Source organism: Dactylosporangium sp. NPDC048998, from assembly GCF_043197855.1.
GTDB lineage: Bacteria > Actinomycetota > Actinomycetes > Mycobacteriales > Micromonosporaceae > Dactylosporangium.
This window is the reverse complement of record NZ_JBICTV010000011.1, coordinates 160,611-178,199: the sequence shown is the minus strand read 5'-3', so window position 1 is coordinate 178,199 and position 17,589 is coordinate 160,611. Positions and strand designations below refer to the sequence as shown.

Here is a 17,589-nt window from a genome sequence, read left to right as displayed (position 1 = left end):
AAACGCGAAGCAAGGGCAAGAGAAGCAAGGGCAAGACAAGGAAGGGCAAGACAAGGAAGGACGATGACCCCGGCCGCGATCACCGCCGGCGGCCGGCGCGTCGGGTTCGCCGTGATCACGGCGTCAACATGGACAAGGAGCAGCACGTTTACTCCGTGATCAGCGAAATGCGAGGAGCGGCGGGGCGGGACGGGGAACGTGGGTACGCGTGATGGTTCAGGTAACTCTGCCGGATCCGGTGAGGGGCGGCCGCGGGCCGTTTCCGTATCCTCGATCGCGGCGTGGAAGAGCCGCCAGCAATCGCGGATGGAGTAACGGATGCCGAGAGGAACGCGCCGCCCCGGCGGGCGCGGGAGGATCGGGCCGTTCCCGGTGTGGGCCGTCGTCACGGTGGCCGTCGCGCTGGTCGCGGCCGGGGTCGTCGTCGTGGTCTCCGGGTCGCGCGGCGGATCGTCGCGGGACGCCGGGGTGAACTCGTCGGCCGCCGCGGCGTCGCCCGAGCAGGCCGGTGCCGGATCTCAGGGCGCGGGGTCGCCGTCGGCGAGCGCCGACTGCGCCGCCTCGCTGGTGGCCAAGATGACGGTGGAGCAGCAGGCCGCCCAGCTGCTGATGATCGGCACGCCGATCGCGTCGCCGTTGAACGCGACCCAGACGATCCAGCGGTACAAGATCGGGGGGATCTTCCTGGCCGGGCGCAGCTCGGCGTCGGCCGCGTCGATGCGGCAGGCGATCGGGCAGCTGCAGGAGGCGTCGCGGCAGGCTTCCGGGCTCGCGCTGCAGATCGGCATCGACCAGGAGGGCGGGCAGGTGCAGACCCTGAAGGGCACCGACTTCCCGGCCATCCCGTCGGCGGTCAGCCAGGGCCGGCTCGACGGCGGCACGCTGAGCGGCCGCACCGCCGAGTGGGCAGGGCGCCTCAAGGGTATCGGCGTGACCATCGACCTGGCGCCCGTCGCCGACGTGGTGCCGGCGGACGTGGGCAAGGCGAACCCGCCGATCGGAGGGTTCGACCGGCAGTACGGCTCGACGCCGGACGAGGTCGCCGACGACGTGGCGACCGTGGTGTCGGCGGTCCAGGGCGCCGGGGTGCTCACCACGCTCAAGCACTTCCCGGGGCTGGGCCGGGTGCGGGTCAACACCGACACGTCGACCGGCGCGCACGACGACCTGACCACCGCGGACGATCCGTCGCTGCGGCCGTTCAGCAAGGGCATCGCGGCCGGATCGGCCGCGGTCATGATTTCGTCGGCGACGTACCCCAAGCTCGACCCCGACAACGTGGCCGCGTTCTCCGCGCCGATCGTCACCGATCTGCTGCGCGGCAAGCTCGGCTTCACCGGGCTGGTGCTCTCCGACGACCTCGGCGCCGCCGAGGCGGTCGCCTCGGTGCCGGTGGGGCAGCGGGCCGTGCGCTTCGTGAAGGCCGGCGGCGACATGGCGCTCAGCGTGCGGCTGTCCGACGCCGCGCCGATGTCCGAGGCGTTGGTGGCGGCCGCGAAGAGCGACCCGGCGTTCGCCGCGCGGGTCACCCAGTCAGCGACGCGCGTGGTACAGAGCAAGATCAGGGCCGGGCTCACGAGCTGCGCGGGTTGAGCTGAGCAAGGTCAGGTCCGGGCCCGAGCCGGGGCCGGGGTGAAGGACACGTCCAGGCCGTCCGGGCCGACTTCGACGGTGACCGTCGCGTCCTCGGTGACGTCGCTGGCGAGCAGGGCGCGCGCGATCCGCGTCTCCAGCTCCCGCTGCAGGAAGCGGCGCAGTGGGCGGGCGCCGAACACGGGGTCGAAGCCCGCCTCGGCGATGAACCGCCGCGCGCCCTCGGTGACCTGCAGCGCGATGCGGCGCTCGTCGAGGCGCGAGCGGAGATCCTCGATGAGCAGGTCCACGATCCGCTCGATCTCGGGCATGGTGAGCGGCCGGAACAGCACCGTCTCGTCGATGCGGTTGAGGAACTCCGGCCGGAAGTGCCCGCGCAGCGTGTTCATGACGCCGATGCGGGCCTCCTCGGTGAGCCGGCCGTCGGGCGTGACGCCCTCGAGCAGCAGCTGCGAGCCCAGGTTGCTGGTCATGATGACGACCGTGTTGCGGAAGTCGACGGTGCGGCCCTGCGCGTCGGTGAGCCGGCCGTCGTCGAGCAACTGCAGCAGGATGTTGAAGACGTCCGGGTGGGCCTTCTCGATCTCGTCGAGCAGGATCACCGAGTACGGCTTGCGGCGCACCGCCTCGGTGAGCTGGCCGCCCTCCTCGTAGCCGACGTACCCGGGTGGCGCCCCGACCAGGCGGGAGACCGTGTGCCGCTCCTGGTACTCGCTCATGTCGAGCCGGATCATGTTGTCCTCGGTGTCGAAGAGCGCGGCCGCGAGGGTCTTGGCGAGCTCGGTCTTGCCCACGCCGGTCGGGCCCAGGAAGAGGAACGAGCCGATCGGGCGGCGCGGGTCCTTGATGCCGGACCGGGCGCGGATGACGGCGTCGGCGACGACCTGCACCGCCTCGTCCTGTCCGACGACGCGCTCGTGCAGGATGTCGGCCAGGCGCAGCAGCTTGTCCCGCTCCGCCTCCAACAGGCGGGTCGTCGGGATGCCGGTCCAGCGGGCGACGATCCCGGCGATCTCGTCCGGCGTGACCACCTCGCGCAGCAGCCGGTGCCCGCCCTGCTTGGCGGCGAGCCGCTCCTCCTCGCCCCCCAGCCGCCGTTCGAGCTCGGGCAGCCGGCCGAGGCGCAGCTGCGCGGCGCGGTCCAGGTCGTACTGGCGCTCGGCGAGGTCGGCCTCCCGGCGTACCCGTTCGATCTCCTCGCGCAGCTCCTGCACCTTGCGGATGGCCTGGCGCTCGGCGTTCCACTGTGCGCGCATGGCGTCGACCTCGCCGCGCAGGTCGGCGATCTCGCGGTGGATCTGGTCGAGGCGGGCGACGCTGGCCGGGTCGGTCTCCTTGGACAGCGCCGCCTCCTCCATCTCGAGGCGCATGAGGCGGCGGGCGGCCTCGTCGAGCTCGGCCGGCTGCGAGTCGATCTCGGTGCGCAGCATCGCGCAGGCCTCGTCCACGAGGTCGATGGCCTTGTCCGGCAGGAAGCGGTCGGCGATGTACCGATGGGAGAGGCGAACGGCCGCCACGAGCGCCGCGTCGAGGATGCGGACCCCGTGGTACACCTCGAGGCGCTCCCGCAGCCCGCGCAGGATGGTGATCGCGTCCTCCGGGCTGGGCTCGGACACCAGGATCGGCTGGACGCGCCGCTCGAACGCCGCGTCCTTCTCGATGTGCTTGCGATACTCCTCCAGCGTCGTCGCGCCGATCATGCGCAACTCGCCGCGGGCCAGCATCGGCTTGAGCAGGTTGCCGGCGTCCATCGCGCCCTCGGCGGCGCCGGCGCCGACGACGGTGTGCAGCTCGTCGACGAACAGCAGGATGCCGCCCTGCGCGGCGGTCACCTCGGAGAGCACGGCCTTGAGCCGCTCCTCGAACTCGCCGCGGTACTTCGCGCCCGCGATCAGCGCCCCCATGTCCAGCGCGAAGATCGTCTTGTCGCGCAGCCCCTCGGGCACGTCGTGGTCGACGATGCGCTGGGCCAGCCCCTCGACGATCGCGGTCTTGCCCACGCCCGGGTCGCCGACGAGCACCGGGTTGTTCTTCGTCTTGCGCGACACGATCTGCACCACGCGGCGGATCTCCTCGTCGCGGCCGATGACCGGCTCGAGCCGGCCCGCCCGGGCGTCGGCGACGAGGTCCCGCCCGTACTTCGACAGCGCCTCGTACGCCGCCTCGGGATTGGCCGAGGAGACCCGCTGCGCGCCGCGCACCGAGGTGAGCTCGCTCAGCAGCCGCTCGCGGTTGACGCCCACGTTGTGCAGCCGCCGGCCCGCCGCGGTGGACGAGCCCTCGTCGACGAGCGCCAGGAGCAGGTGCTCGACCGAGACGTACTCGTCCTTGAGCCGCGCCGCCTCCCGCTCGGCGGCGTCGAGGAGCCGGGCCAGCCGCTGCGTGATCGACACCTGCCCGGGCGGGACGCCGGGGCCGGTGACGCTCGGCCGCCGGTTCAGGTCGGCCTGCACCTGCGCGCGAAGGTCGGCCACGTCGACGCCGCAGCCGGTCAGCAGCCGCACCGCGACGCCCTCGGGCTGGTCGAGCAGGGCGAGCAGCAGGTGCTCGCCGTCGACCTCGGTGTGGCCCGCGCGGGTCGCCAGGTGCTGCGCCTCGATCAGCGCCTGCCGAGACCGCTCGGTGAGCCGGTTCAGGTCCACGACCGCCTCCTCAGTTCGGCCTCGAGCTCGTCGATGCGGGCGAGCAGGTCCAGCACCACGCCGACCGCGGCGTAGTTGAGCGGAAGGGTCGCCCGCAGCCGGCGGATCCGCGCGAGCCGGGCCAGCTGCGAGCCGGGGAACGCGGGCTCGCCCCGCACGTCGGCGACCGGCTCCAGCAGGCCGAGCGCGACGAGGCGCGTGACCAGCTGGGGGTGGACGCCGCCGGCGGCGGCGAACGCGTCCAGGGACATGGACGGGCGATGGACGATCGCATAAGTCATCGGGTACTCCGCGGGTTGTACTTGGAGACCCTCGCCAGCTCCTCGAACAGCCGTCGTTCCTCGGCCGTCGGCGCCGGCGGGACCATGATCCTGATTTCGGCATAGAGGTCGCCGGGGTTGCCGTGCGGGTCCGGCAGCCCCTGGCCGCGCAGGCGCAGCCGCCGCCCCGAGGACGAGCCCGCCGGCACGTCCAGCCGCACCTCCCGGCCCGCGGGGGTGCGCAGCGGCACCTTCGCGCCGAGCGCCGCCTCCCACGGCGCGACCGGGAGCCGCGAGGTGACGTCGCGGCCGGAGACGGTGTACCGCGGATCGGGCGCGAGGTGCACGATGAAGTACATGTCGCCGGGCGGCCCCCCGCCGAGGCCGCCGGATCCCTGTCCGGCCAGCCGGATCCGCTGCCCCTCGGTGATCCCGCGCGGGATCGTCACCTCGTAGCGGCGCCCGCCCGGCAGGGTGACCGTGCGCCGGCCGCCGCGGTAGGCGTCCTCCAGGCCGATGGTGAGCTCGACCTCGGTGTCCGCGCCGGGCACGGCCCCGCCGCGGAAGCGCCCGCCGAACATGCCGCCGAGGAGGTCATCGAGGTCGATGTCCGGCCCGGCCTCGAAGCCGCCGCCGGGCGAACGGCGCCGTCCCGCCCCGGCTCCCGAGCCCGCCCCGGCGTACTGCCGCGACTCGAAGTCGTCGGGGGCCTGGCGCCACTGGGCGCCGAACCGATCGTACTTCGCGCGGCTCTTCGGGTCGGAGAGCACGTGGTAGGCCTCGGTGATCTGCTTGAACCGCTCCTCGGCGCCCGGCTCCTTGCTGACGTCGGGGTGGCTGCGGCGGGCCAGCGTGCGGTACGCCCGCTGGATCTCCTCGGCCGTCGCGGTCCTCGGCACGCCGAGCACCTGGTAGTAGTCATCCGCCATCGTCCGGCCGCTCCAAGCTGGGGGCCTTCGCCACCGCAACGATCGCCGGGCGCAGCAGGCCGCCCGGCCCGCCGTAGCCGGGGCGTACCACCCGGACCACCGTGCCGGGCGGCACCTGTGGGTCCTCGACCGCCTCGGCCGCCTCGTGCCGTGTGGGGTCGAACGGCTCCCCCTCGGCGCCGACCGGCTCGAACCCCAGCCGCGCCAGCGCGGACTGCGCGTCTTGGCGCACCTGGGCCACGCCCTGCACGATGGACTGCGGGTCGGCCTCGGCGTGGCGAAGCGCCAGGTCCAGGTGGTCGAGCACCGGCAGCCAGGCGGCGGTGACCCGCAGCCGCTCGGCCGCGGTGCGCTCCGCGACGATCCGGTCGCAGCGCTTGCGGGCGTTCTCGGCGTCGGCGGCGGCGCGGTGCCACCGATCCCGCAGCTCCTCGATCTCGGTCGCGCCCTCGGTCCGGTCGGGGCCGCCGGCCTCGGGGGGTTCGGTGGGCCCGGCGGCCTCGACGGGTTCGCCGGTCATGGCTCACCCGCCGGTGAAGTCGGCGTCGACGACGTCCTCGTCGGACGCGGCCCCGGTGGGCTGCTGCGCCTGTCGCGGCTGTTGCTGCGCGGCGCCGGCGAGGCTGTAGGAGACCTGCCGCAGGTCCTCGGTGAGGCCCTGCAGCCGCTGCTGTTCGGCGTCCGGGTCCTTGACCGCCTCGCGGGCCTGCTGCACCAGCATCTCGGCGCGGGCGCGCTCGTGCTCGGGCACCTGGTCACCGCGCTCGTCGAGCATCCGCTGCACCTGGTACGCGGCGCCGTCGAGCTCGTTGCGCGCCTCGATCGCCCGGCGCGACCGCTCGTCCTCGGCGCGGTGCTGCTCGGCCTCGCGCACCATCCGCTCGACCTCGCTCTTCTCCAGCGTGCCGCTCTCGGTGATGGTGATCTTCTGCTCGCCGCCGGTGTCCTTGTCCCTCGCCGAGACGTTGAGGATGCCGTTGGCGTCGATGTCGTAGGTGACCTCGATCTGCGGGGCGCCGCGCGGGGCGGGCCGGATGTTCTCCAGCCGTACCCGGCCGAGCACCCGGTTGTCGGCGGCGCGCTCGCGCTCGCCCTGCAGTACGACCACCTCGACCGCGGGCTGGTTGTCCTCCGCGGTCGTGAACGTCTCCGTGCGCCGCGTCGGGATGGTCGTGTTGCGGTCGATGACCTTCGTCATGAGCCCGCCGAGCGTCTCCACGCCCAGCGACAGCGGGGTGACGTCGAGCAGCACGACGTCGCGCACCTCGCCCTTGAGCACGCCGGCCTGGATCGCGGCGCCGAGCGCGACGACCTCGTCCGGGTTGACGCTCATGTTCGGGTCCTTGCCGCCGGTGAGGCGCCGCACGAGCGCCTGCACAGCCGGCATGCGGGTCGCGCCGCCGACGAGGATGACCTCGTCGAGGTCGCCCTGGCTGACCTTCGCGTCGCTCATCGCCTGCCGTACCGGGCCCATGGTCCGCTCCAGCAGGTCGTGCGTGAGGTCCTCGAACACCGCCCGGGTGATCGTCATCGTCAGGTGCTTCGGGCCGTTGGCGTCGGCGGTGATGAACGGCAGGTTCACCTGTGTCTGCGGCACCGACGACAGCTCGATCTTGGCCCGTTCGGCGGCCTCGATGAGCCGCTGCAGCGCCTGCGGGTCCTTGCGCAGGTCGATGCCCTGCTCCTTCTTGAACTGATCGGCGACGTGGTCGACCAGCCGGTGGTCGAAGTTGTCGCCGCCCAGGTGGGTGTCGCCGGCGGTCGCGCGTACCTCCACGACGCCGTCGCCGACGTCGAGGATGCTCACGTCGAAGGTGCCGCCGCCGAGGTCGAACACCAGCACCGTCTCGTGGCCGGCCTTGTCCAGGCCGTAGGCGAGCGCGGCGGCCGTCGGCTCGTTGATGATGCGCAGGACCTCGAGGCCGGCGATGCGCCCGGCGTCCTTGGTCGCCTGCCGCTGGGCGTCGTTGAAGTACGCGGGCACGGTGATGACGGCCTCGGTGACCTTCTCGCCCAGGTACTTCGCGGCGTCGTCGGCGAGCTTGCGCAGTACCTGCGCGGAGACCTCCTCCGGAGAGATCAGCTTGCCGCGCACGTCGAAACGGACCGCGCCCTCGGGACCGGGAAGGACCTTGTACGTGACCGTCTTGGCCTCCTCGGTCACCTCGTCGAACCGGCGGCCGACGAAGCGCTTCGCCGAGGTGATGGTGCCCTCCGGGTTCAGCGCCGCCTGACGTTTGGCGAGGTGCCCGACGAGACGCTCGCCGCCGGCGGTGTACGCGACGACGGACGGCGTGGTCCGGCTGCCTTCGGCGTTGGCGATCACCGTGGCCTGACCGCCCTCGAACGCGGCGATCACCGAGTTGGTCGTCCCGAGGTCGATGCCTACTGCCCTGGCCATGGGTCTCAGATCCTTCCGACGCGTGACGTCCTCTTCTCGACATTCCGCCGGTGTACCGAACGTCACTTCCTCTGGCCCGGATGAGCCGCCCATCGCCCGGCGGCCGGACCGTTCGCCACGGGCAAGCCGTTTACCCGCACACCCCGCCGGGTAACCGAACAGGTTCATCGCACGGGAGGTGAATCCCAGTGAGGTACGTCGAGTTCATCCAGAAGGTGGCCGAGCGCAGCGGCGGCGTCTCGCTCGGGAAGGCCGAGGCGCTCACGACGGCCGCGCTGCGGACGCTCGCCGAGCGGATCGTCGGCGGCGAGGCCCGCGACCTGGCCGCCCAGCTGCCCAAGGACCTTCAGGAGCCGCTCACGTCCGGTGTGGACCAGCCGGCCGAGCGCATGGCCCTCGAGGAGTTCGTGCACCGGGTCGCCGCCCGCGCCGAGGTCAATTTTACCCTCGCGCGGGAGGGCACCCGGGCCGTGCTGGAGACCTTGCGCGACGCGGTCAGCGAGGGCGAGTTCGACGACGTGCTGGCGCAGCTGTCGGACGAGTACCACGAAATGCTGCGGCCCGTGGCGAGCCGATAGGGATGCTGGTTCCTGCCGCCTCGGTCACAGGTCGACGATCTCGCGGCCCAGGGGCCAGAAGGCGGCCGGGACCAGCTTGAAGTGGGCGATGCCGAACGGGATGCCGATGATGCTGAGGCACAGCGTGATGCCGGCGGTGATGTGCGTCAGGGCGAGCCACCATCCGGCGAGGACCACCCAGAGCACGTTGGCCAGCCCGGTGACGACCCCGGAACCACCGGACTTGGCGCGCACGGTACGGCCGAACGGCCACAGCGAGTACACGGCCAGCCGCCACGAGGCGATCGCGAACGGGATCGTCACGACGAGTACGAAGCAGATGGCGGCCGCGAGCGCGTAGCCCAGGAACAGCACCAACCCGCCGCCGAAGATGAGCCAGAGCACGTTGAGGACGAATCGGATCACACCCCGATCATGGCGCAGGCGCGCAACTGGCGCGGCCCAACTCCGGGGGTCAGCCCGCGACGGCGTGGCGGGCGCCGAAGGCGACGCCGATCTCGGCGATGCCGAGCACGATCGCGGTGATGCCGCTCAGCAGTACCAGGACGCTCAGGGACAGGCTCGGCCAGGCCAGGAACAGCACGCCGACGGCGACCGACACCGCACCGATCCCGAACAGCCAGCCCCGGACCTGGCCGGCGGTGAACGCGCCCAGCAACACTCCGGCGAAGCCGCTCAGCAGCCAGGCCAGGCCGATGAGCACCGACACCGCCACGACTCCGGTCGCGGTGTCCCGCAGGCACGCCAAGCCGACGATCGCCAGCAGGAGGCCGAAGGCGCCGTCGACGATCCGGCGCATGGGGACGAAGCGCGCCGTCTCGTCGCGGCGGGCCCGGAACGCGCCGAAGATGCGCATCAGGCCGATCACCAGCAGCCAGACGCCGGCCATCAGGCCGACGAGCCGCAGCGTCACCTGCGGCCAGGCCAGCACCCCCAGACCGAACAGCAGGGTGATCACGCCGGCGCTCAGCAGCGGCCAGAACGGCACCGTCACCGGGCGGTGCACCGCGCGAGTGGAGGCGCTTCCCGGAACGGTGGTCATGCTTCCCACCCCCTTGACGACACGATCAGCGTCGACCCGCCGGGCTCGGGGGTCCATCGCCCGGGTCGGGTGAAAAGATCGAGATTGCGGTACGGGCGTGTGACACCGGGCTGCGGTGGGCAGGGCCGCCGGCCGGGTGGCACGCGCGGCGGGCGGCGCCGCATCGACCGGCGCGGAAGCCGAATAATCCCGGCGTGCGCCTGCTGATCGCCGCGGTGGCCTGCCTGGCCCTGGCCGCGTGCGGTGGCCCGGCGCGGCCCGGCCCGCCGGCGCCGCCCGCCACCGCCCCCTCCACCGCCGGGTCCCCGTCCCCGGCGGCGCCGCCGAGCCCGTCCCCGTCGCCGTCGGTGTCGTTCGCGCCGCTGCCGACCGGCTTCGTGGCGCTGTCCGATGTGGACAACAGCATCCTGTCCGACGTCCGGTACGCCACCCCGCACAACTTCGTCGGCCGGCCAGTCACCGGATACCTCCGGCCGCGCTGCCTGCTCACCCGCCAGGCCGCCGAGGCGCTGCATCGCGTGCAGCAGAGCGCCCTTTCGCGCGGGTACAGCCTCAAGGTGTACGACTGCTACCGCCCCCAGCAGGCGGTCGACGACTTCGTCCGCTGGTCCGGCGACGCCGACCAGCGCATGAAGGGCGAGTTCTACCCGCGGGTCGACAAGTCCGCGCTCTTCGACGACGGCTACATCGGCGGGCCCACCGCGCACAGCCGGGGCAGCACGCTCGACCTGACGCTGGTGGCGATGCCGGCGCGCACGCAGCCGCCGTACCGAGCGGCCGACCCGCTGGTGTCGTGCACCGCCCCGGCGGACCAGCGCTTCCCGGACAACACCATCGACATGGGCACCGGCTTCGACTGCTTCGACCCGCTGGCCCACACGGCGGCGGCGGGCCTGAGCGCGGCGGAGCGCGACAACCGGGCGCTGCTCACCGGCCTCATGTCCGCCGGCGGCTTCACGAACTACCCGAAGGAGTGGTGGCACTACACCCTCAACGGCGAGCCGTTCCCGGACACGTACTACAACTTCCCCGTCGCCTGACCGTGCACCGGGCCGTCCCGGCGTCGGTGCGCCGCCGGGTCATTCCTCCTCGATGCGCAGGGCTCCCGAAGGGCAGCCGAGGACGGCCTGGCGGGTCGCCTCGTGCAGGGCCGGCGGGGGTTGCTCGTCGAGCACGACCACCACGCCGTCCTCCTCGCGCTGGTCGAAGACCTGGGGCAGCAGCATCGCGCACTGGCCGGAGGCCATGCACACGCCGGTGTCGGCGCTGACCTTCATCGAACCGTCTCCGTTCACCATGTCACGGGTACCTCGTCCACACCGCCGGTGAGCCGGTTGTGCCGGATCTGGATGTCGTCCACGTCGACGGCGAGGCGCAGGTCCGGGAAGCGGCGCAGCAGGGCGGGAAACACGGTGCGCAGCTCGGTGCGGGCGAGGTTGGCCCCGATGCAGACGTGGGCGCCGTGCCCGAAGGCGAGATGCGCGTTGGGCCGGCGGCCCGGGTCGAACTCGGCCGGGTCGGCGAAGACCGAGGCGTCGCGGTTGGCGGCGTTGCTGGAGATGATGACCGCCTCGCCGCGGGCGATGGTGACGGTGCCGACCTCGACGTCCTCATGGGCGTACCGCAGCAGCCCCAACCCGCCGGGCGCGGTGATGCGCAGGATCTCCTCCACGGTCGGGCCCACCTCGGCGTCCGGGTCCTTGGCGAACCGGTCGCGCCGGCGCGGGTCGGCGAGCAGCAGCAGGACGCCCAGGTCGATGCGGGTCGAGGTGGTCTCGTGCCCGGCGAAGATGAGCCCGGCGGCGAGGCGGGCCAGCTCGTCCTCGGTGAACGTGGGGTCCTCGGCCTGCGCGGCGACGAGGTCCGAGATGACGTCGAGGCCGGGCTTGCGCCGCTTGGCCGCGGCGAGCCCGGCCGTGTACACCGTGAACTCCTCCATCGCCGCCCGCGCGTCGGCGCCGCCGTCGATGCGGCCGATGCGCTGGGACAGCTGCCGGAATTGGGCGCGGTCGGCGTAGGGCACGCCGAGCAGCTCGCAGATGACGAGCACCGGCAGTGGGAAGGCGAGCAGCTCGTGCAGGTTGACCGGCTCGCCGGTGTGGGCGTCGCGGGCGGCCCGCATGTCGTCGAGGCAGCGGGCGGTGAGCACCTCGATCCGCCCGGTCAGGCGGCGCATCCGCGGCGCGGAGAACGCCGGCACCAGCAGGCGGCGCATCCGGGCGTGCTCGCGCTCCTCGGTGCCGTAGTCGCCGGACGGCCCGTCGAGCACGGCCGCGTGCGAGATCCGGGCCGCCTCCCGTGGCGCCGGGTGGGAGCGGCCGAAGCGCCGGTCGCCGAAGATCTGCCTCGCCTCGGCGTAGGCGGTCACCAGCCAGGCGGGGTCGCCGGCGGGTGTGGTGACGCGGGTGAGCGGGGCCTCACGGCGCAGCACGTCGTACAGCGGCGCGATGTCGAGGACATTCGGCCGGTCGAAGGGCAGCTGCGGCCGGACCTGGGTCGTCACGGTCACTAGTGCTCCTCCGCGCGGTATCACGACATTCGTCTCCCAGGCTCCCGGCGACGACAGCGCGCGGCCTCACCCGCCGGTGGTGCTTCTCGCCGTGCGCGGGTACTGCTCGGCACCGGCACGGGTCAAGAGGTAGCCCAGCGCGGAGATGGCCGACATGACGGCGGCCACGAACAGGTTCGCCGGCACGCCTGCGACGCGCGGAACCTGCCCTGGCTCGTCCTCGGCCTCGGACCCCGGCACCGCCTCCGCGACGAAGAACGGCGCGTAGCTGAGGACCGGATGCAGCGCGGCGACCTTCAGCGCCAGCTCCCGTTCCTCGCGCGTTCCCGGGCGCCGTAGCAGCCACAGGGACACGATGGACCAGCCCACGTCGGTGGCGACCGCCGACGCCGTGTGGAAGCGGGCGTGCGGCTTCCAGCGTGGATTGAAGACGTGGGTGCGGTTCAGGTCCGCCACGGCATGACTGACCCCAGTGCCCACCACGGAGGCGGTGACGAGCAGCCGGCCGATTCTCGTCATCATGCCTGGCTCGTGCCCGGCGCCGGTCCGGTCAAACGACCTGCCGAGTCCGGAAATCGGTTGATCGCGTCACCGGTCCTGGCGTATCACGACCGGATGCGACCGGAACCCGGGCAGGTGCTGCACTTCTCAGAGGATCCGACGATCACGCGGTTCGTCCCGCACGTCGCCGCGACCGCCCAGATGCCTGAGGCGTATGTCTGGGCCGTTGACTACCACCGCGCGCCCGACTACTGGTTCCCGCGCCAATGCCCCCGGGCGATGGCCTGGGTCCGCGACACGACCTCGGACGCCGACCGTGAGCGCATCATCGGTACGGGCTGCGGCAACCGGGTCCACGCCATCGAGTACGGCTGGTTGGCGGCGATGCGCACGACCCGGTTGTTCGCCTACCGGCTGCCGGCCGAACGTTTCCGGCCTTTCGGTGTGCCCGAACCGCACGCCCATGTCGCCGTCGAGCCGGTCGTGCCGCTGGGCCCTGCCGAGCCGGTGGGCGATCTGTTCGAATGCCACGCCGAGGCCGGCATCCAGCTGCGCGTACTGAACAACCTGTGGGCGTTCTGGGACGCCGTCATCTCCAGCACGGTGGGGTTCAGCGGCATCCGCCTGCACAACGCGAGACCTCGACCGGTGGCGTGAAACTTTCGCGGCTTTCGCCGGCTCGGGGGTCAGCAAGGTTTTCGGACTCCCGCCCCCATCTTGCCGAAAAGGTTTTCGTCCACCACAGTGTCGGATGCCTTATCGGAGTTCATGGATGAAAGGGGATGAGCGATGGGGCGTCAACGGCTCCGCAGCCTCGTGGTCGTCGCCGCCACGATCGGCCTCGCCGCGGGCGGGGCGGCCGCCGCCACGGTGGCCAGCGCCGCCGCGGCCGGCTGCCAGGTGTCCTACACGATCACCTCGCAGTGGCAGGGCGGCTTCGGCGCCAGCGTGGCGATCACCAACCTCGGTGATCCGATCAACGGCTGGACGCTGACCTGGAGCTTCACCAACGGCCAGACCGTCACCCAGGCCTGGAACGCCACGGTGGTGCAGAACGGCGCCGCGGTGTCAGCGGCGAACGTCAGCTACAACGGCGCGCTGGGCACGGGCGCCAGCACCTCGTTCGGGTTCAACGGCGCCTCGAACGGGGCGAACTCGGTACCCACCGCCTTCCGGCTCAACAACGTCGCGTGTACCGGCAGCGTCAACCCCACCGCGAGCGCCTCGCCGACGCGGTCATCGACGCCGTCGCCGACGCCGAGCAGCACCGGGTCGCCCACGACGCCCGCGCTGAAGACGGTGCGGGTCTTCTGGCTCAAGCCCACCGACGTGGCATTCGACCAGCGCTACCCCGACGGCATCGCGAACGTGATGCGCGAGGCGCAGCGCTACTACCGGCAGGAGCTCGGCAAGACGTTCACGCTGAACAACACCGTCGTCGAGGTCGTCAACGGCGAGCATGACGCCCGGTGGTACATCAACACCAACTGCGACCCGAACGGGGACCGCTACTGGTGCGTGGTCGGCAACATGCACCAGGAGCTGATGCGCCGGTTCAGCATCGCCAACCCGGACAACCGGTGGCTCTGCGTCGGCGAGATCAGCGCCGAGGACGTCGGCAATTCCGGCGGCGGCGCCAGCGTCGGCTGGGTCGTCCTCAGCGGCCACGACGCGGACGGGGCGGCCGGCATCAACGGTGCGATGAACCGCTGGTACGGCGGCATGGTGCACGAGCTCGGCCACGCCTTCGGGCTGCCGGACTCGACGTCGACGGACGGCACGCCCATGTCAGCATCGTTCTACAGCTACCCGAACACCCACTTCAGCCAGGCGCAGAAGAATGCCATCCTGACCGGGCCGTACGGCAGCTTCCTGGCCTAGCGCGGGAAGCGCGGTGGCGGCATCCGGCCGGACGCCGCCACCGCTCGCCGGCAGCCTCGTCCGCCATGCGTGTGCCGCCGGCCCACCCGGTGGGCCGGCGGCAACACAGGTCAGGACCTCTTCAGGGACAACATCCAGCTCCGCAGTTGGCGGGCCTGGTGGTCGAGCTCGCCGCGCGCCTCCTTGGTGCCGGCGGCGGGGGAACCGGTGATCGCTGTGATCTGGTTGAGCGAGTTGGTCGCGGCGTTGTAGTCCTGCCGCAGGTACGCCGACTGGGCGTCGTCGAGCAGCGCGGCGGCGGCAGCGGCGGACTCCTGCGTCAGGGTGCCGCCGGCGGCGCCGGCGGTGATCAGCGTGCGGGTCTGCCGGAAGGTCGAGCAGTTGGTCTCGATCTGCCCGGCCGTCCAGTTGATGCCGGCCAGCAGGATCTGGGTGAACGGCTCACGGGAGTACTGTGCCCGGTCGTGGCCGAGGATGAGCGAGAACGCGCGGCCGCCGTCGTACTCCTGACACCATGCGATCGGGTGGTCGCCGCCCATCAGCGGCAGCGGGTTGGTCGCGGCGTTGCCGCTGTTGAGGCTGCGCCGGTAGGACTCTTCGTCCAGGCTCAGCAGCGTGTGTACCTCGGCCCGCGGGTTGTGGTCGAAGTTGTACAGCTCGTCGATGGTCAGCCAGGTCTTGGGCAGGTGCGCCGTGGCCGGGTTTGTGCCGTCCTCGGTGTTGACCCGTACGTTGATGCAGCTGCCGCAGGTGCCTTCGCCGTTCTGACCGCCCGGGTGGTTGGTGAACCACGCCCCGACGAGGTCGCGGTACCAGGGAACATTGTGGATCGCGTCGGACGCGCCGTGCAGCGCGACGTATCCGCCGCCGGCCCGGATGTACTCCTGGAACGCGGCCAGCTCACCGGCGTTGAGCGCGTCCGCGCTCGCCGGGCTGTTCGGGTTCGTCCCGTCCACCGGGGAGGAGAAGATGACGCTCTTGTACTTCGCCAGGTCGGCACCGGAGGTGAACGGCGTACTCGCCAGCGACGCCGGGGCCAGCCTCGGATCCCAGATGTCGACGTCGAAGCCGTACTGCTGACCCCACTGCTGGACGAGCAGGGCGGTATCCGGAATGTGGTCGTGCCGGAAGCCCTTGGTGGCCGAGAAGTACAAGACCCGGAACTTGGCGCCGGGGAAGTTCGTCGAGGCCGCGAGCGGAACCACCGCTGGGATCGGGTTGGGCCCGGCAGCCGGCGTGACGACCATGCCGGTCGTCGGATCGCTCGGCAGCGCACCGGCGATCTGCTGCTGCAGGTAGCGGGCGTCGCCGACGAGCGTGTCGCGGACCTGGTCAGACTTCGACCCGCCCTGCACGGCGGCGACGAACTGGTTGAGGGCCCGCTTCGCCTGGTTGGTGTCGCCGGCCTGTGCGAGGCTCGCCGCTTCCGCCAACTTGGTGTGCAGGTCGGCCGCGAAGCCGGCACCGATCGCGCCCCTGCTGACGAAGCCGTCGATGAGGGTACCGAGTTCGGCGAACGACGTGGTCACCACGAACGTCTGGTCGAAACGCGCCGCGTTACCGGCCGCGTCGCTGGCGACCACGCTGATCGTGTGCGCTCCGGTGGACAGGGTGGAGGTGCTCACCGGCAGCGGGGTCGTCTCGGTCTGGTCGATCCACATCTTGTGGATGAAGACGCCGCCGGAGCCGGGCGCGGGATCGGTCCGGGTCGGGATCAGCGTCGCGGTGTGGCCGACCCGCCCGCCGACGATGCCGGGCCAGCTGACGACCGGCGCGACGGTGTCGATCCGGACGGTGATGGTACGGGTGGACTCGACCGAACCGTCACCGCCGACGGCGCGGTACCCGACGGTCGTCGAACCCTGCTGGGTGATCTCCACCGAACCGGTCAGCGTGCCGGGGTAGGGGGTGGTCGCGGACACCACGGTCTGGAACGGCGCCGCGTTGCCGAGGCGATATTCCAGGCGTTGTACGCCGCCGGCCCCGTCGGTCGCGGACAGGTTCAGGGTGACCGGGCCCCGATACCAGCTGTTGGTACCGGTGGCGACGGCCGGGGTGAGCGTGGCCGTCGCACTGGTCGGCGCGGCCCATGCCGGGGCGGCGATGATGAGCGACCCGATGGACATGGACGCGGCCGGTAAGGCGGCGACGACCAGGCAGCGGGCCAGTCGTTGGCGGGAGTCTCCGGCCGTCCGGCCGGATGGGCGTGACCGCAGATCTCTTGCGGTCGGAGGTTGGCTGGGCATGTGGTTCCTTTCCAGTTCCGCAGGTGGGGCGCGGAGGCATACCTCGACCGGCGGGGCGAGCACGGCGAGCGGTGGAACCCACGTCGGTCGGGGTCGGGGTGTGGGCCGGAGAACGATCACCTTGAGTGATCACTCACCCGCAGAATGGTATCGGACGACAAAAGTTAAGAGTATTTTCGGTATAACTTTCAAAGATTTCAACAAAAGTTGACCGCCGGTACAGCGGAAGCCTTGGATCGAGGGTCATGACCGCACTCCTGAAGGCCGTGGCGGCATCGCCCGTGCCGCTTCCTCCGGGTCGGGAAGTCCCGGTGGCCGACGGCGTCCACGCCACCATGTTGTGGTGCAGCGACGGGCCGCCCACCGCGGACCTCATCCGGCAGTTGCGGGCCGCGCACTCGGTGTCCGGGCTCTGGCCGTTGCTGCTGGACGACGATCCGCTCGACCTCTTTCCCGGGCGGATGAGCACCCCGGACGCCCATGACGGCGCCCTGGTCCTGGCCGGCTTCTGGTATCGCTCCACGCGTAACGGTCCGGACTGCACCACCAGCCCATGGGATCAGCGGTGGCCGCGTACCGCCCCGGCCGGCGAGCCGCGCGAGGACCCGCACGACTGCGCCGACGCGCTCACTCGTGAGCTGCTGCACGACAGCCCACGTACGCCCTGGCGGCTCGGCCTGGTACCCGCCGCACGCGGCGCTGACGCGTTGACTGTCATGGGCTGGGCGGGTCCGGTCAACTACGACAACGACACTGCCAAGTTCTCGGCTGTGCTGCGTTCCTGGGAGGACCGTTTCGGCATCAGCGTCGTCGAGATCGACAGCAGCACGCTCACCGTCAGCGTCGCCTCGCCACCAGCGGATCTCGACGCGGCGCTGCATCTGGCGGCGGAGCACTTCGCGTTTTGCCCGGACAACCTGTGGCAGGGACCGGACACCATCGGTGAGTACGCCCCACTCCTTGTCGACGCGCGATCGTGGTCGTTCTGGTGGGACTGAACATGGCCT

Annotated in this window: 17 protein-coding genes; 6 read left to right on the top strand and 11 right to left on the bottom strand. The window is 71.7% G+C overall.

The genetic code is table 11. The features are described from left to right. Window positions 1-318: 318 nt before the first annotated feature. A complete protein-coding gene (locus ACGFI8_RS25520) occupies window positions 319-1,593 on the top strand; it encodes a glycoside hydrolase family 3 N-terminal domain-containing protein (RefSeq protein ID WP_392808574.1) in 1,275 nt (424 codons plus the stop codon). Between the two features lie 11 nt (window positions 1,594-1,604). Here the strand turns inward: ACGFI8_RS25520 and clpB are convergent, their stop codons facing one another. The 5 genes from clpB to dnaK are packed head-to-tail and all read right to left on the bottom strand — an operon-like array spanning window position 1,605 to window position 7,825. After that, window positions 1,605-4,235 carry an ATP-dependent chaperone ClpB gene (gene clpB / locus ACGFI8_RS25515; protein WP_392808572.1) on the bottom strand — a complete coding sequence of 877 codons (2,631 nt, stop codon included), beginning with the start codon at window positions 4,233-4,235 and terminating at the stop codon, window positions 1,605-1,607. Next, window positions 4,226-4,516 carry a chaperone modulator CbpM gene (locus ACGFI8_RS25510; protein WP_392808570.1) on the bottom strand — a complete coding sequence of 97 codons (291 nt, stop codon included), beginning with the start codon at window positions 4,514-4,516 and terminating at the stop codon, window positions 4,226-4,228. The genes clpB and ACGFI8_RS25510 overlap by 10 nt, the downstream gene beginning before the upstream one ends. Continuing rightward, the gene (locus tag ACGFI8_RS25505) at window positions 4,513-5,424 is read right to left on the bottom strand and encodes a DnaJ C-terminal domain-containing protein (protein WP_392808568.1); all 912 of its coding nucleotides are present in this window, start codon (window positions 5,422-5,424) and stop codon (window positions 4,513-4,515) included. Before ACGFI8_RS25505 ends, ACGFI8_RS25510 begins: the two co-directional genes overlap by 4 nt. Next, window positions 5,414-5,944 carry a nucleotide exchange factor GrpE gene (locus ACGFI8_RS25500; protein WP_392808567.1) on the bottom strand — a complete coding sequence of 177 codons (531 nt, stop codon included), beginning with the start codon at window positions 5,942-5,944 and terminating at the stop codon, window positions 5,414-5,416. Before ACGFI8_RS25500 ends, ACGFI8_RS25505 begins: the two co-directional genes overlap by 11 nt. A gap of 3 nt (window positions 5,945-5,947) precedes the next feature. Beyond that, on the bottom strand, window positions 5,948-7,825 hold the full coding sequence (gene dnaK / locus ACGFI8_RS25495; RefSeq protein ID WP_392808566.1) for a molecular chaperone DnaK: 1,878 nt from the start codon (window positions 7,823-7,825) through the stop codon (window positions 5,948-5,950). Window positions 7,826-8,013: 188 nt separating this feature from the next. Between dnaK and ACGFI8_RS25490 the strand changes: the two genes are divergently transcribed. Continuing rightward, window positions 8,014-8,403, top strand: coding sequence for a DUF2267 domain-containing protein (locus ACGFI8_RS25490; protein ID WP_392808565.1), 390 nt, complete (start codon window positions 8,014-8,016; stop codon window positions 8,401-8,403). A 24-nt stretch (window positions 8,404-8,427) separates the two neighbouring features. Here the strand turns inward: ACGFI8_RS25490 and ACGFI8_RS25485 are convergent, their stop codons facing one another. Both ACGFI8_RS25485 and ACGFI8_RS25480 read right to left on the bottom strand, forming a co-directional pair. Further along, window positions 8,428-8,808: a YccF domain-containing protein gene (locus ACGFI8_RS25485; protein ID WP_392808563.1), complete on the bottom strand. Its 381-nt coding sequence runs from the start codon at window positions 8,806-8,808 to the stop codon at window positions 8,428-8,430. A 49-nt stretch (window positions 8,809-8,857) separates the two neighbouring features. Further along, a complete protein-coding gene (locus ACGFI8_RS25480) occupies window positions 8,858-9,445 on the bottom strand; it encodes an HdeD family acid-resistance protein (protein WP_392808561.1) in 588 nt (195 codons plus the stop codon). Window positions 9,446-9,639: 194 nt separating this feature from the next. Here ACGFI8_RS25480 and ACGFI8_RS25475 point away from each other — a divergent pair, with 194 nt between their 5' ends. After that, window positions 9,640-10,485: a M15 family metallopeptidase gene (locus tag ACGFI8_RS25475; RefSeq protein WP_392808559.1), complete on the top strand. Its 846-nt coding sequence runs from the start codon at window positions 9,640-9,642 to the stop codon at window positions 10,483-10,485. Window positions 10,486-10,524: 39 nt separating this feature from the next. Here the strand turns inward: ACGFI8_RS25475 and ACGFI8_RS25470 are convergent, their stop codons facing one another. From ACGFI8_RS25470 to ACGFI8_RS25460, 3 genes are all read right to left on the bottom strand, one after another. Next, window positions 10,525-10,743 carry a ferredoxin gene (locus ACGFI8_RS25470; RefSeq protein ID WP_392808557.1) on the bottom strand — a complete coding sequence of 73 codons (219 nt, stop codon included), beginning with the start codon at window positions 10,741-10,743 and terminating at the stop codon, window positions 10,525-10,527. Next, on the bottom strand, window positions 10,737-11,954 hold the full coding sequence (locus tag ACGFI8_RS25465; RefSeq protein ID WP_392808555.1) for a cytochrome P450: 1,218 nt from the start codon (window positions 11,952-11,954) through the stop codon (window positions 10,737-10,739). Before ACGFI8_RS25465 ends, ACGFI8_RS25470 begins: the two co-directional genes overlap by 7 nt. Window positions 11,955-12,020: 66 nt before the next feature. Beyond that, on the bottom strand, window positions 12,021-12,476 hold the full coding sequence (locus ACGFI8_RS25460) for a DUF6640 family protein (RefSeq protein WP_392808554.1): 456 nt from the start codon (window positions 12,474-12,476) through the stop codon (window positions 12,021-12,023). A 93-nt stretch (window positions 12,477-12,569) separates the two neighbouring features. Between ACGFI8_RS25460 and ACGFI8_RS25455 the strand changes: the two genes are divergently transcribed. Both ACGFI8_RS25455 and ACGFI8_RS25450 read left to right on the top strand, forming a co-directional pair. After that, a complete protein-coding gene (locus ACGFI8_RS25455; protein ID WP_392808552.1) occupies window positions 12,570-13,112 on the top strand; it encodes a DUF6886 family protein in 543 nt (180 codons plus the stop codon). A 132-nt stretch (window positions 13,113-13,244) separates the two neighbouring features. Further along, window positions 13,245-14,336, top strand: a complete 1,092-nt coding sequence (locus ACGFI8_RS25450; RefSeq protein ID WP_392808551.1) for a cellulose-binding domain-containing protein — start codon at window positions 13,245-13,247, stop codon at window positions 14,334-14,336. Window positions 14,337-14,446: 110 nt separating this feature from the next. On the opposite strand, the gene ACGFI8_RS25445 is transcribed toward ACGFI8_RS25450, so the two are convergent. Beyond that, on the bottom strand, window positions 14,447-16,462 hold the full coding sequence (locus ACGFI8_RS25445) for a ThuA domain-containing protein (RefSeq protein WP_392808549.1): 2,016 nt from the start codon (window positions 16,460-16,462) through the stop codon (window positions 14,447-14,449). 365 nt (window positions 16,463-16,827) lie between these two features. Here ACGFI8_RS25445 and ACGFI8_RS25440 point away from each other — a divergent pair, with 365 nt between their 5' ends. Beyond that, window positions 16,828-17,580: a DUF4253 domain-containing protein gene (locus tag ACGFI8_RS25440; RefSeq protein ID WP_392808547.1), complete on the top strand. Its 753-nt coding sequence runs from the start codon at window positions 16,828-16,830 to the stop codon at window positions 17,578-17,580. The last annotated feature ends 9 nt before the right edge of the window (window positions 17,581-17,589 follow it).